Source organism: Mesorhizobium sp. P3_A2, assembly GCF_056403115.1.
Window position 1 is genome coordinate 344896 of the sequence record NZ_JBFUGC010000002.1, and the last position, 14138, is coordinate 359033.

The window sequence follows — 14138 nt, forward strand, 5'->3', positions numbered from 1 at the left end:
AAAGCGTTTAGGAACCGTATCGCGAAATCGATTTTTCGCTGGCGAATGGTGCTTTAGCGGACGCGGTAGAGTTCGACCGGGTTTCCGCGTGTTTCGGCCAGCGGTTCGAGCCAATCGGGGACGCTTCCCTGCATCAGCCCGGCCAGGAAGCCTTGCGGCGCCTTGGCGGCGAGCACCTTGCTTTCGGCGCTGCCGCGGCAGAGAGCCACCAGGCCGACATGGTGCTGCGCCACGATCGCTTTGGCCTGGTCCGCCGATCCGAGGAAGGCATCGAGCGCAAGCAGGTCGCCGGCGATGTTGCGATGATAGGGGCCGGCAAAGACACGGTGGCCGGAATAGGCCAGGATGGGCGAGCCGAGATTGGAAATGGCAAGCACCGTGGTGTCCGGCAGCCCGGCCAGCGTCGCGAAGGAGGCCTTGCGCGTGCAGGCCGGATCGGCGTCCTTGGCCTCGGCGGAGACCTTGTCGGCCTCGAATGCGCTCGAGGTGGCGGCGGCAGCGCCGGCCCAGACGGCATTCACCGACACCAGCCAGACTGCCGCCATACGCAGCGACACGCTGCGCGAAGGGCTGATGCTCGCCCGTTCGCGCCAGCTTGCAATCCAGGCCGAAAGCGGGATGACGGCAAAGGCGATCGAGAATGTCGAGCCGCGGACCTGCCAGGCGCTGACGATGAAGGCGGCGGCCAGCAAGGCGCCGACCAGGCTGTCCTCGCGGCGCCACGGCCCGCGCAGGCGAAGCGCCATCAGCGCGATCGCCACCAGCGGCGTGACATAGCGCGCCGCCACGGAGGCCGGGTCGCTGACGGCGATATGGAACAGCGACTGTGCCTCATCGATGTGGTCGAGCCACAATTCCTTGAGGCGCGGATCGAGGTTTGCGTAGGGCGCGGCAAGGCACTGCGGGAACAGCGCCACGACGACGGCGCCCAGCACAAGCGCGAGCAGACCGAGCGAGATCAGGCGGCGGCTGGCTGTGGCACTGGAGGCCTTGAGCGACGTCACGACGGCAAGGCCCAGTCCGGCGATTGCCGCAACAACGAATTGCACGGCCGAAAAGGCATCGCACTGCGCCTGGCCCCAGGCCGATGGCGGGATGGTGATGACGAAGACGAACGCCGAAACCCCGGCAAAGCCGAGACCGAAGTCCCTTGCGATCCGGTGCTCGCCGTCGGGGTCGGCGACAAACAGCAAGGCGATGCAGGCGCCGATGGTGGCGACATAGGGCGCGGTTTCCATGCCGACGGCCAGCGTCAGTGCAGCGCACAGGCCCGAAAACAGCGCCGCCCAGCGGTGCGTGGGCGCCTCGAGCAGCAGGCTGAGGCTGGCCATAGTCAGCGTCAGCTGGACATTGTGATGATCGAGCGCACCCGGCAAGAAGATGCCGATGAAATGCAGCGCCGCCGCGCCGATGACAATTGCGGGCAGTACGGCCCCAGCGCCGGCAAAGCTGCGCGCCGCGCGGGCGAGGAAGAACACCGCCAGGAAAAACAGCAGCGCCGGCCACAGCACCTGTGCGATCGCCTCGGCCATGGCCATGCTGCCGGTCAGCGCCGAAGCGGCGAGGATGATGGCGGCGAGCGGCGCATCGACCAGCCGCGACCAGTGCATGACGAAGCCGCCTTCCGGCCCCATCCGGTACTGATGCAGGTCGAACCAGCCCTGGCCGGCCAGCATATCGCGAACCTCGACCAGCCGCAGCAGGCTGTCATTGTCGCCGCCGGCATTGCTCAGTTCGCGAAAGCCCGTGGCGGCATTGACGGCCAGCGCCACCAGCATGGCAAGCAGCGCCAGCGTCATATCGGACTTCCAGGAGGAAGCACCCGCCTTGGCTGCGTTCATCATCACGGCCTTTGTCGGAAAGAAGCTCGGCTTAAACCTAGCCTTAACAGCTTCAATAAATAGTAAAGTCGCCTGAGCGAGGCCGCATTTGAGCGCGGCCGGAGGCTCCGCCGGGCATCGGGAGACGGAAATGCCGCACGAAGTTCGCCACGAGCCGGCCATTGCCGTGCTCCTGCCCTGCTACAATGAGGAGCTCACCATCGCCGAGGTGGTGCGGCGGTTTCGCGAGACGCTGCCGTCGGCCGCGATCTATGTCTATGACAACAATTCGCGCGACCTGACGGCACTAAAGGCCCGCGCGGCCGGCGCCATCGTCATCCGCGAGCCGCGCCAGGGCAAGGGCAACGTCGTGCGGCGCATGTTCGCCGACATCGATGCCGATATCTATCTGATGGCCGACGGCGACGGCACCTATGCGCCGGAAGACGCACCGCAGCTGATCAACATCCTGCAGACCGAGCGCTGCGACATGGTGGTGGGCACCAGGCGCGGCGTCGCCGACGATGCCGGCCGTTCCGGCCATGCGTTCGGCAACCGCATCTTCAACAGCCTCTACAAACGGCTGTTCGGCACCGACTTCACCGACATCTTCTCCGGCTATCGCGCCTTCTCCAGGCGTTTCGTCAAGAGTTTCCCTGCCGTTTCCGGCGGCTTCGAGATCGAGACCGAAATGTCGGTGCATGCCTCGCAGCTCAAGCTGCCTGTCAGCGAGATCGCGCTCGACTATGGCCGCCGGCCGGAGGGATCGTCGTCGAAGCTGTCGACCTATCGCGACGGTGCCAGGATCCTGTGGATGTTCGCCATGCTGATGAAGGAGACGCAGCCGCTGCGCTTCTTCGGCGCCTTCGCCATTTTCTTCCTGGTATCGAGCCTGACCCTGATGACGCCGGTGCTGATCGAATTCGCCCAGACCGGCCTGGTGCCGCGCATGCCGACCTGGGTGCTGTCGGTCGGCCTGCTGCTGTTGTCGATGCTTGCGATGATGACCGGACTGATCCTGGATTCGGTATCGCGCGGGCGCGCCGAACAGAAGCGCATTTTTTATCTCTCGGTCCCGTCGGGCCGGGTCGAACGGCGCGAGCGCACGAGCGAAACCCCGAAAGCCGAGCCGGGCAAGACGCCCCGGGCCGCCTGAGGCCGTGGGCAGGCTCGCCCGCTTCGTCTTTGCCGGCGCCGTCGGCTTCGTCGCCGATGCCGCGGCTCTCTGGCTGCTTTTGGCGGTAACGCCGCTCGGCCCCTTCGTCGCGCGCTTGCTGTCGATCGGCTTTGCGCTCTGCGTCACTTGGCAGATCAACCGGCACCTGACGTTTTCGCCGTCGAGCCGCGGCGTAACGCAGGAGGGTGCGCGCTATGGCGGCGTCGGCATCGCCACCAGCATCGTCAACTATGTCGTCTATTGCGCCATCCTGTTCGCGCTTCCGGCAATGCCGCCGCTGGCGGCACTTGCGATTGCCTCGCTGGTGGCGATGGCGCTGTCCTTCCTCGGTTACTCCCGGCTGGTCTTCGACCGCTGAAGCGCTGGCCCGAGGAACCCGCGGAGCGCATGAGCCCGCGCGCCACATTGACCTCATGAGCCTATGTTGGCGCAAAGCCCGAAGAGACCGCCGCTCTCACGTCCTGCAAGGATCGGATCTGACGGCCATTGACGAAATTGGCCGAAGACAGCCAGGTATCGAATGCCGCGCCGGCGACCGACCATTCGCGTGCCAGCATCGAATACATGCAGATGTCGCGTGCCTGGCCCTTCAGCACCAATCCGTCGCGCAATATGCCCTCAAAGACAAAGCCTAATCTGTCGGCCGCACGCCTCGATTTCGCATTGTCCGTGGTGCACGTCCACTCCAACCGTCGATAGCCGAGGTCCTTGAAGATGTGCCGCATGATCAGGAAGACAGATTCGCTGGCCGCGATCGTCCGCTGCAGCGCTGGCGAGAAGAGCACATAGCCCAGCTCAATCACCCTGTGCGCCGGTCTGGCCTCCATCAGACAAAGCCAGCCGACCGGCCCCGCCGCGTTGGTACGCAGCGTCAGGAATGTGCGCGATTGGTCGTTGAGCAGGCCGCCGACATGAGCCCGGAAAGACTCGACCCCGTCGAATGGTCCAACCTTCATTTCAGACCAGATTTCGTCGCGCTCGCGGGCGTGGGTGAGCCGGAAGATATCCTCCGCATCTTCAAGGCAGAGTGGGGCGAGGTTGACATGGTTTCCGGTCAGCGTTGTCGCCGAAGGCAAGGTGGCCCCGCCTTCCAAATTCGCCATTGCATTCCAACTTTCCTGCGTGGCCATCTCCCCTCCTCGTCCGACTTGCATCTGCCCGTGTCGAAGCGCCCGACCGGACAAGCTTGGCTACGCTGGCATGGGCTTGGCTGGTCAGAATTTCTCGAACCGCCGCTCCACCTTGCGCGCGAACACTTCCCTCTTTTCGTTGGATATGCCCTCGACGGAATATCTCGTCATGTACAGATGTTTCACGTTGCCTCCACACATGGTCTTCAGGCCCCGCAGCAGCACCTTCCTTCCAGGATTTTGCATATACATTTCCGTATACCACCAGGGCGATCCGCACGTCGTCACCACCCCCATTCGGCGGATGTTCAGTAGTGCCGGTCTGATGACGCCGCCATCCGCCGGCACGTGATACGCGACGCCGGGTCGCCAAACGCGATCGAAATAGCCCTTCAGCATGGCGGGCATGCCTGACCACCATGTTGGAAAGCAGAACACGCACGCTTCGGCCCATTGCAAAGCGTCGATATAGACCCGCAAATCCTCCGGTGTTTTAGAAGGATCAAAGTGGCCACGCCGTTCTTCCGGTTGCATCACCGGATTGAACTTCATTTCGTAGAGGTCGAAGTCGATAACCTCGTCGCCCCTGGCCTTGAGTGTCTGCACGACACGTTTGTGAAGCGATGCCTGGTAGCTGTCGGCGAGTGGGTGTGCGTAGACGACATTGACTTTCATTCACGGCTCCCCCCGGGCGTAAGCATATATTAGCCAATACCCAAGCAAAGGAAATTGGCTGGGAGCCGAACGGCGCTGCCTTGGAGCCGTCGGCCGAGGGCCAGCACGTCGAACTCGAACAAAGGGCATGAGCGATCGGCTACGCCGCCCCGGCCGATTTGCCGCAGACGACACGCATTCAGCCTGAGCCAAGCAAGCGTGATTGGCAGACGGCGCCGAGTTCCGTATATCGCTGTCGTCGACGCATCGACCCGAACGTCGCTCCAATCGCGCCGGAGACCGCCATGAAGCTGAAAATCGCCGTCCAGATGGACCATGTCTCCACTGTCTCGATCGCCGGCGACACGTCGTTTGCGCTGTCGCTGGAGGCGCAGCGGCGCGGCCACCAACTGTTCCACTACACGCCCGACCGGCTGTCGATGCTGGGCGGCAAGGTGTTTGCCCGCATCGAAGAGATGAAGCTCCGCGACGAGAAGGGCGATCACTACACGCTGGGCGACAAAGTGCGCACCGACCTGTCGGAGATGGACGTGATCCTGCTGCGCCAGGACCCGCCCTTCGACATGAACTACATCACCACCACGCACATTCTGGAGCGCATCCACCCGAAGACATTGGTCGTCAACGACCCGGCCTGGGTGCGCAACAGCCCGGAAAAAATCTTCGTCACCGAATTCCCCGACCTGATGCCGGAAACGTTGATCACCAAGGATCCCCAGGAAGTCGCCGCCTTCCGCAAGGAATTCGGCGACATCATCGTCAAGCCGCTCTACGGCAATGGCGGCGCAGGCATCTTCCATCTCAGGGAGGACGACCGCAACCTCGCCTCGCTGCTCGAGATGTTCGCCCAGCTGTCGCGCGAGCCCTATATCGTGCAGCGCTATCTGAAGGATGTGCGCAAAGGCGACAAGCGCATCATCCTGGTCGACGGCGAGGCAGTCGGCGCCATCAACCGTGTGCCGGCCGACCATGATTCACGCTCCAACATGCATGTCGGCGGCCGCGCCGAAAAGGCCGAGCTGACGGAGCGCGAGCGCGAGATCTGCGCCCGCATCGGACCGTCGCTGAAGGAACGCGGCTTCATCCTCGTCGGCATCGACGTGATCGGCGACTACATGACCGAGATCAACGTGACCTCGCCGACCGGCGTGCGCGAAGTGCAACGTTTTGGCGGCGCCGACATTGCGAGCCTGTTCTGGGACGCGGTGGAAGGCAAGCGGCACTAGCTGCAATGCCCGGAAAGGGGGAAAAGCGCGCAGCGCTTTTCCCGAGCATTCACGTAAAAACAAAGAGATAGAGCGGCTCGCCGTTTCCGTGAAACGGTGAAACGCCCTAGAACACCAGGAAATCGTCTGCGGTGACCCAGGTGCCCGGGTCGACGGCGGCAAACTTGACAGCTGCCGCGCCGCCCACCCCGTCCACATCGAACAAAAGGTCGCCGGTCACGTCGTTGTAAAGGATGTGGTCGCTGTCATCGATGGCTTGGTGACCAACCGCGAAGACTGCCGCGAAAAGCGGTCCGGCCTGCAGTCCGACAAACACGGAGCTGTCCAGGCGGATCATATCGTCTTGCGCATCGAAGTCTTCGATCCTGTCGCAATTCGCCGGTCCAAGCGCGTCGAACACGAAGACATCCCTGCCTTCGCCGCCGGCCAGCCGGTCGCCGCCGGCGCCGCCATTGAGGATGTCATCGCCAAGGCCGCCGCGCAGGTCGTCGGAGCCGGTACCGCCATCAAGGGCATCGTCGCCCTCATCGCCACGGATGCCGTCCGTGCCCGCGCCGCCGCTTATGACGTCATTGCCGGCGCCGCCCTTCAGCCAATCCGTGCCCGCGCCGCCGATCAGGGTGTCGGCGCCGGTGCCGCCGAACAGCTGGTCATTGCCGGCGCCGCCGTCGAGCGTGTCATTGAACGACGTGCCGATGACGCGGTCGCCGCCGCCCAGCGCGGTGACGAGCGCGGCACGATCATGGGCTCCATAGTTCACTGTGTTCGCGGCGTGGGTCAGCGCGATGGATTCGGCCGGTGGAGCAACCGAGATCGTAATCGTCGCCAGATTGCTGTTGCCCTGGCCGTCCGTGGCGTAAACCGTGAAGCTGTCAGTGCCGACGAAGCCCGCCTCGGGTGTGTAGTCGAACAGATTGCCGTTCAGAAAGTCGGCATGATAGTGCAAGCTGTTGCCATAGTGGCCCTGGTGAAACGGATAGTGGTTGCCGTCGAAACGCGTGCTTTGCTCAAAGGTGCCGTGGTCCGGCCCATCGACTACGACAAAGCTCAGGAGATCATAGTCGGCATCGGCGGCGCTGAATTTGATGTCGTCGAGAAATTCCCCCTGCGAAACCGACACGTTCAGATTGGCAACCGTGGGCGCATGATTGACGAACGTGTCGGGCTGCAGCGTGCCTCCCTCCAGGATGATCTGGTGCTGGCCGTATTGGGTGTTTTCGCCGCCGAAATACTCGTTCGCCCCGATCCAGGTGACGGTGATGGTGTCGGGGCTGTCGGCGTTGACCGAGACGATCCGGGCCGACAGGTAGGCTGCCTGGTCGGACAAAGTGCGGAGAAGATTGCCGTCATTGTCGAAGACCTGCGTTTCGACCGACGTCCAGGTCTCGGTCCTGCCTTCGTTGGTGAAGCTGGTGATGGTGAAGAAGCCGTCGAAGACATCGACCGAAGCCACGTCGATGCCGCCGAACGGGAAATCGGGCTTTGCCCCTATCAGCCCGATCACGTCGCCATCGGGTTCCGTGATGCTGAAAAGCACCGCATCGGGGCTCGGATTGGGATAGTCGGGTTCTTCCCATACGGTGAGCTGACTGCCATTGCTTAAGGTCGGCATCCTGTTTTCCTCGCTTTGGCGCCTGGACGCGCTGCGGATGTCCCCCGATCCCAACCATACCATAGTATGCGAGTCGGATCGGTGACACCCAACCGCGACGCGCCTTTGTGGTTAATTCTGTCTCGGGCGAAGGCAGGCGTCGGCATCGTATGCTGCCGGAAGGACGGCGACACTTGCATGTTCCTGTAATGTTCTTGCCTTGGGCTGAAATCTATGGTTGTCTTGGGCCGACATCGCTCGCAGTCTGATCAGAAAGACCCGAGCGAACCGGTATCCGGGGGCTTGAACAAATGGTGGCGCGGGTTCGCACGGTTGCTTTCCAGGGCATTGAGGCCGTGCCGGTCGATGTCCAGGTGATGATCGCGCCGGGCAAGGTCGGCATGCACATTGTCGGCCTGCCCGACAAGGCGGTGGCCGAGAGCCGCGAGCGGGTGCAGGCGGCACTGCATGCGTCGGGCCTGTCGATGCCGTCGAAAAAGGTCACGATCAATCTAGCCCCGGCCGATCTGCCCAAGGAAGGCAGCCATTACGACCTGCCGATCGCGCTCGGCCTGATGGCCGCACTCGGCGCCATTCCGGGCGACATGCTGGCCTCCTATGTCGTGCTCGGCGAATTGTCGCTCGACGGCACCATTGCCGCGGTGGCCGGCGCGCTGCCGGCGGCGATCGGCGCCAATGCCGAGGGAAAGGGCCTGATCTGCCCGTTCGGCTGTGGGCCAGAAGCAGCATGGGCCGGCAAGGATTTCGACATATTGGCGCCGCGCAGCCTGATTGCGATTGCCAATCATTTTCGCGGCACGCAGGTGCTGTCGCGGCCCGAGCCCGGCATCCATGTCTCGGCGCGCGACCTGCCTGACCTCTGCGACATCAAGGGCCAGGAGAGCGCCAAGCGGGCGCTGGAAGTGGCGGCCGCCGGCGGCCACAATCTGCTGATGGCCGGCCCGCCAGGCTCGGGAAAATCGATGCTGGCGCAAAGGCTGCCGTCGATCCTGCCGCCGCTGGCGCCGAAGGAGTTGCTCGAAGTCTCGATGATCGCCTCGGTGGCGGGCGAGCTCGGCGAAGGCAAGCTGACCGACCGGCGGCCGTTCCGCGCCCCGCACCATTCGGCCTCGATGGCGGCGATGGTCGGCGGCGGCTTGCGGGTGCGGCCGGGCGAGGTCTCGCTCGCCCATCACGGCGTGCTGTTCCTCGACGAATTCCCCGAATTCTCGCCGCAGACGCTGGATGCGCTGCGCCAGCCGCTGGAGACCGGCGACTGCATGATCGCGCGCGCCAACCACCGCGTCACCTATCCGGCGCGCATCCAGCTGGTGGCGGCGATGAACCCGTGCCGATGCGGCATGGCCGGCGAACCCGGCTATCGCTGCCTGCGTGGCGAGCGCTGCCGCACCGACTACCAGGCGCGCATTTCCGGCCCACTGCTCGACCGCATCGACCTCAGGATCGAGGTGCCGGCGGTCTCGGCCGCCGATCTGATTCGCCCTGACCGCGCGGAGAAAAGTGCCGCCGTAGCCCAGCGCGTGGCCCGTGCGCGCACCATCCAGCGCGAGCGCTTCGAACGGCTCGGCGTCACCAGCGCGACCACCAATGCGCATTGCTCGCCCTCGATCATCGAAGACATCGCCGTGCCGGATGCAGCCGGCCTTTCGCTGCTCAGAGACGCCAGCGAAAAGCTCGGCTTTTCGGCGCGCGCCTACCACCGCGTGCTGAAAGTGGCGCGCACGCTGGCCGACCTCGACGCCAGCGAAACCGTCGGCCGCATCCATCTGGCCGAGGCGATTTCCTACCGCATGATGTCGGAGCGGGTGGCGCAGGCGGCGTAGATCCCTCTCCCTTGAGAGGAGGGGACGCTGGCGCTCAAGCCTTCGCCTTCAGCTCCAGCCGCCGCGCGTGCAGCACCGGCTCGGTATATCCATTCGGCTGTTCGCGGCCCCTAAACACCAGGTCGCAGGCGGCCTGGAAGGCGATGGAATTGTCGAAGTCGGCGGCCATCGGCCGGTAGAGGGGATCGCCGACATTCTGCAGATCGACGATTGCCGCCATGCGGCGCAGCGAATCCATCACCTGAATCTGCGAGCAGACCTTGTGGTGCAGCCAATTGGCAATGTGCTGCGAGGAGATGCGCAGCGTGGCGCGGTCTTCCATCAGGCCGACATCGTTGATGTCCGGCACCTTGGAGCAGCCGACGCCCTGGTCGATCCAGCGCACGACATAGCCCAGAATGCCTTGCGCATTGTTGTCGAGCTCGCGCTGGATCTCGTCCGGCGTCCAGTTCGGCCGCACGGCGACCGGCACCGACAATATGTCGTCGAGCTTCGCCTTGGGTCGGCTCTTCAGCGCAGCCTGGACAGCATGAACATCGACCTTGTGGTAATGGGTGGCGTGCAGCGTGGCAGCGGTCGGCGACGGCACCCAGGCGGTGTTGGCGCCGGCCTTGGGATGGGCGATCTTCTGTTCCAGCATCGCCGCCATAAGGTCGGGCATCGCCCACATGCCCTTGCCGATCTGGGCGTGGCCGGCCAGACCGCATTCGAGCCCGGTGTCGACATTCCACGCCTCATAGGCGGAAATCCAGGCGGCCTGCTTCATGTCGCCCTTGCGGATCATCGGCCCGGCTTCCATGGAGGTGTGGATCTCATCGCCGGTGCGGTCGAGGAAGCCGGTGTTGATGAACACGACGCGCTCTCTTGCCGCGCGGATTGCCTCCTTGAGGTTGACGGTGGTGCGCCGCTCCTCGTCCATAATGCCCATCTTGATGGTGTTTTTGGCCATGCCGAGCAGTGCTTCGACGCGGTCGAAAATCTCGACAGCGAAAGCAACTTCCTCCGGCCCGTGCATCTTGGGCTTCACCACATACATCGAGCCGGCCCGGGAATTCATCCGCCGCCCGTTGGCGCCGACATCGTGCAGCGCGATCAGCGTCGTCATCGCCGCATCCATGATGCCTTCCGGCACCTCGTTGCCGTCGCGGTCGAGGATGGCGGGATTGGTCATCAGGTGGCCGACATTGCGCACCAGCATCAGCGAGCGACCAGGCAGGCTCAGCGCGCCGCCATTCGGCGCCGTCCAGGCGCGGTCCGGGTTGAGCTTGCGGACAAAACTCTTGCCGCCCTTGGTGATTTCCTCGGCGAGATCGCCCTTCATCAGGCCGAGCCAGTTGCGATAGACGACGACCTTGTCTTCGGCATCCACCGCCGCGACCGAATCCTCACAGTCCTGGATGGTGGTCAGCGCCGATTCCAGGATGACGTCGGCAATGCCGGCAGGGTCGGTGCGGCCGATCTGGTTGGCGCGGTCGATCAGGATTTCGATGTGCAGCCCGTTCTGGGCGAGCAAAATGGCTTCAGGGTTGGCGGGGTCGCCACGATAGCCGGCAAACTGTTTCGGGTTGGCCAGCGTGGTGCCGCCGGCGCCGGCGCTGAGCCGCAAGATGTTGCCCTGGACTGTAAGCCCGTTCACGCCTGCCCATTTGCCCGAAGTGAGCGGCACGGACTCGTCGAGGACGTTTTTCGCCCAGGCAACCACCTTGGCGCCACGCACAGGGTTGAAGCTTTTGCCCTTCTCGGCGCCGCCGGTCTCGGGAATGGCATCGGTACCGTAGAGCGCATCGTAGAGCGACCCCCAGCGGGCATTGGCGGCGTTGAGCGCATAGCGCGCATTCATCACCGGCACCACCAGCTGCGGCCCCGCGACGATGGCGATCTCCGGGTCGACATTGTCGGTCGAGACGCTGAAGGCCGGACCTTCCGGAACGAGATAGCCGATCTGCTTGAGGAAATTCTTGTAGGCCTCCATGTCGATGGGCGCGCCATTGGCGCGATACCAGGCGTCGATCTGCTCCTGCATGGCGTCGCGTTTTGCCAGCAACGTCCGGTTCTTCGGTGCGAGATCATGGACGATGGCCGAAAACCCGGTCCAGAAAGCGTCGGCCGCAATGCCGGTGCCCGGCAGCGCTTCGTTGCCTACGAAGTCGTGCAATTCGCGGGCAATCCGCAATCCGGCGATCTCGACGCGATCGGTCATCAGGGCTTCTCCAGATGAAAGGCTTTGCGGCCTTTGGCATGTCAGGGGTGAAGGGTCAATTCAGCTTAGGGTGAAGGTGGCGGGAATCGCCGCCAAATCTCCCCCCTTGAGGGGGAGATGGCCGCGAAGCGGCCAGAGGGGGTCGGTGCGACCGGGCTCGCCCTCCTGCGACAGATGGAGGTTAGCGCTCCACGCGCTAGAACCCCCTCTGTCGCCTACGGCGACATCTCCCCCTCAAGGGGGGAGATTACCCGCGCTACACCGCAATCCTCGGCCTTCCCGACGCCACCGCCACCACATGGGCTTCGATGAACATACGCTGGGCTTCGACGGTGGAAACCTTGAACTCAGTCGAAACATCGATCTCGGCATTGTCCGTGCCGGCATCCTTTGCCCGCTCGGCAACGATCGCCCGCACATCGGCTTCCGCCGCCGCGATCGCCTTGGCCTCGTCGGTGAAATCGCGCACCGTTTGCCCCGAGGCGAGTCGAAACAGGCCTTCCTTGGGCTGGCTGACGCGGGCTTCGGCGGAGACGCGGACCTGGCCGACGACGGCGCCGAGGGCATTGGCGACGTCGGTGTCTTCCGGCACCACGCATTCATTGCCGACCAGCTCGGCCAAGCCGGCATAGTGCAACGGCGCCGAGGCGCCGAGGCCGATGACCGGACGGTCGAGCGCGACCGAGAGCCTGGCGATGCCCGGATGGGCATCGACGGCGCGCTGCACCAGCGCGTGCGCGACGGTAGCGGCGCCATCCAGCCCGTCTTCGGCAAAAGCGGTTTCCAAAATGTATTCGGCCGACCAGCGCGTCAGGGTCAGCAGCACGCGTTCGGAGATCACCTCGGGGGAGGCGGCGATGTTCTGGCCGCGGCCGTCGCGCTTGCGGGCGAAGAGTTCGGCGCCGAGGCGTGCGGTGGCCGCATCCCAGTTGGCCTGCTTGCCCAGCACATGGGCGGCATCCGAGGGGGTGAAGCCCGAGATATGCACCAGGCCGCGCGAGACCAGCCGGTTCAGCGTGGCGTTCTGGGCGTTCGAGGCCAGCAGCCTGTCGATGGCCAGCGGTACAGTGCCGATCTGGTCGTAGAGTTTTGCCTCGGGCGCGGTCAGACCGGCGGCAAGCCTGTCCGGCACGCCGGTGCGCAGCGCAAAGCGGCCGTCCATGCGGCCGGGGTTCGGTGCGCGCAGCTGGCGTTCGAGCTCGGATGTCACGGAAACACCATGCATCATGCCGGCCAACGCCAAGGGCACCAGGCGGCGCGGCCCGAGCAGGATTTTCGGGTTGAGCGCGCCGTCTTCCAGCGCCACTTCGGAATCGCCGCCGAGACCGAAGGTGCGCATGGCCACCGCCTCGACCATGGTGCGGAAACCGCCGACCGTGGCTCCTTCCGGATCGAGGCGCGGGCGGCCGCCATCGAGCACGGCGACATCCGTTGTGGTGCCGCCAATGTCGGAAACCATGGCGTTGTCCAAGCCGGTCATATGGCGGGCGCCGACCAGGCTGGCGGCCGGGCCGGACAAAATCGTCTCGATCGGCCGCTGGCGGGCAAAGGCGGCCGAAACCAGCGCGCCGTCGCCGCGTACCACCATCAGCGGCGCCACGATCTTGCGCGCTTCGAGAAAGCCTTCGGTCGCCGCCACCAGCCGGTCGATCATCGAGATCAGCCGGGCGTTGAGCAAAGTGGTGAGCGCGCGGCGCGGGCCGCCGAGCTTGGCCGACAATTCGTGGCTGGCGGTGACGGGCAGGCCGGTCTTTTCGCGGATCAGGTCGCGCGCGGCAAGCTCATGCGCGGGATTACGGGTGGCGAAATAGGCACAGACGGCAAAGCCCGACACCGATGCGCCGAGTTCGGGCAGCGCCGCCTCGAGGCCTGCAAGGTCGAGCTTGGCCGCATTGCCGTGGACATCATGGCCGCCCGGACAAAACACCACCGGGTCGGTGCCGAGCGCGGTCTTCAACCCGTCGCGGGCAAGGTCGGCTTCGGTAAAGCCGATCATGATCAGCGCAACGCGACCGCCCTGGCCCTCGACCAACGCGTTGGTGGCGAGCGTCGTCGACATCGACACCAGTTTGATCGCCGCCGGGTCGGTGGCGGATTTCTCCAGCACCGCGTCGACCGCGCCGGAAATGCCGACGGCAAGGTCGTGCCGCGTGGTCAGCGCCTTGGCCTTGGCCAGCACCTTGCCTTTGGGACCACCTTGTTCCGACCACAGCACGGCATCGGTATAGGTGCCGCCGGTGTCGATGCCGAGGAACAGGGGTTTGGGCTTGGTGGTCATTTCTGGCGGTCCGGAATTCTGTTCCCCCGCCCATAGCCGATACGGCCTCGCGGATAAAGGCGGGAGAGGTGGGCCAGTTTTGACCCTCCTCCTCGCCTCGCATGCCCGCCAAACTTTGTAACGGTCACATTTTTTCATTGGTGCGCGGCCTGCCTTTGCGTGCACCATGCGCCGATCTCATCCCTCTCAGGACTTCG

At 64.5% G+C, this 14138-nt stretch carries 10 protein-coding genes; 4 read left to right on the forward strand and 6 right to left on the reverse strand.

Annotated elements, in window-relative coordinates; all coding sequences use genetic code 11:
* Positions 1-53: 53 nt before the first annotated feature.
* Entirely contained in the window at positions 54-1841 is a 1788-nt protein-coding gene (locus AC1DXM_RS06205; RefSeq protein ID WP_477232254.1) for a GtrA family protein, read from the reverse strand.
* 130 nt (positions 1842-1971) lie between these two features.
* Here AC1DXM_RS06205 and AC1DXM_RS06210 point away from each other — a divergent pair, with 130 nt between their 5' ends.
* Together AC1DXM_RS06210 and AC1DXM_RS06215 are read left to right on the forward strand one after the other, a co-directional pair.
* Complete coding sequence (locus AC1DXM_RS06210) at positions 1972-2976, forward strand: glycosyltransferase (protein ID WP_477232255.1); 1005 nt, start codon at positions 1972-1974, stop codon at positions 2974-2976.
* A 4-nt stretch (positions 2977-2980) separates the two neighbouring features.
* Positions 2981-3355, forward strand: a complete 375-nt coding sequence (locus tag AC1DXM_RS06215; protein WP_477232256.1) for a GtrA family protein — start codon at positions 2981-2983, stop codon at positions 3353-3355.
* Positions 3356-3416: 61 nt separating this feature from the next.
* Here the strand turns inward: AC1DXM_RS06215 and AC1DXM_RS06220 are convergent, their stop codons facing one another.
* Both AC1DXM_RS06220 and AC1DXM_RS06225 read right to left on the reverse strand, forming a co-directional pair.
* Entirely contained in the window at positions 3417-4181 is a 765-nt protein-coding gene (locus tag AC1DXM_RS06220; protein WP_477232257.1) for a GNAT family N-acetyltransferase, read from the reverse strand.
* Between the two features lie 30 nt (positions 4182-4211).
* Positions 4212-4802, reverse strand: a complete 591-nt coding sequence (locus AC1DXM_RS06225) for an NAD(P)H-dependent oxidoreductase (RefSeq protein ID WP_477232258.1) — start codon at positions 4800-4802, stop codon at positions 4212-4214.
* A 284-nt stretch (positions 4803-5086) separates the two neighbouring features.
* Here AC1DXM_RS06225 and gshB point away from each other — a divergent pair, with 284 nt between their 5' ends.
* Positions 5087-6028 (forward strand): glutathione synthase, encoded by a 942-nt coding sequence (gene gshB, locus AC1DXM_RS06230; RefSeq protein WP_477232259.1) that lies wholly within the window; start codon positions 5087-5089, stop codon positions 6026-6028.
* A gap of 106 nt (positions 6029-6134) precedes the next feature.
* Here gshB and AC1DXM_RS06235 read toward each other — a convergent pair whose 3' ends face one another.
* Positions 6135-7640: an Ig-like domain-containing protein gene (locus AC1DXM_RS06235; protein WP_477232260.1), complete on the reverse strand. Its 1506-nt coding sequence runs from the start codon at positions 7638-7640 to the stop codon at positions 6135-6137.
* 290 nt (positions 7641-7930) lie between these two features.
* On the opposite strand from AC1DXM_RS06235, the gene AC1DXM_RS06240 reads away from it, so the two are divergent.
* The gene (locus AC1DXM_RS06240) at positions 7931-9463 is read left to right on the forward strand and encodes a YifB family Mg chelatase-like AAA ATPase (RefSeq protein WP_477232261.1); all 1533 of its coding nucleotides are present in this window, start codon (positions 7931-7933) and stop codon (positions 9461-9463) included.
* Positions 9464-9497: 34 nt separating this feature from the next.
* On the opposite strand, the gene AC1DXM_RS06245 is transcribed toward AC1DXM_RS06240, so the two are convergent.
* Entirely contained in the window at positions 9498-11663 is a 2166-nt protein-coding gene (locus tag AC1DXM_RS06245; protein ID WP_477232262.1) for a malate synthase G, read from the reverse strand.
* 256 nt (positions 11664-11919) lie between these two features.
* Positions 11920-13941 (reverse strand): hydantoinase/oxoprolinase N-terminal domain-containing protein, encoded by a 2022-nt coding sequence (locus AC1DXM_RS06250; RefSeq protein ID WP_477232263.1) that lies wholly within the window; start codon positions 13939-13941, stop codon positions 11920-11922.
* Between the last annotated feature and the right edge of the window lie 197 nt (positions 13942-14138).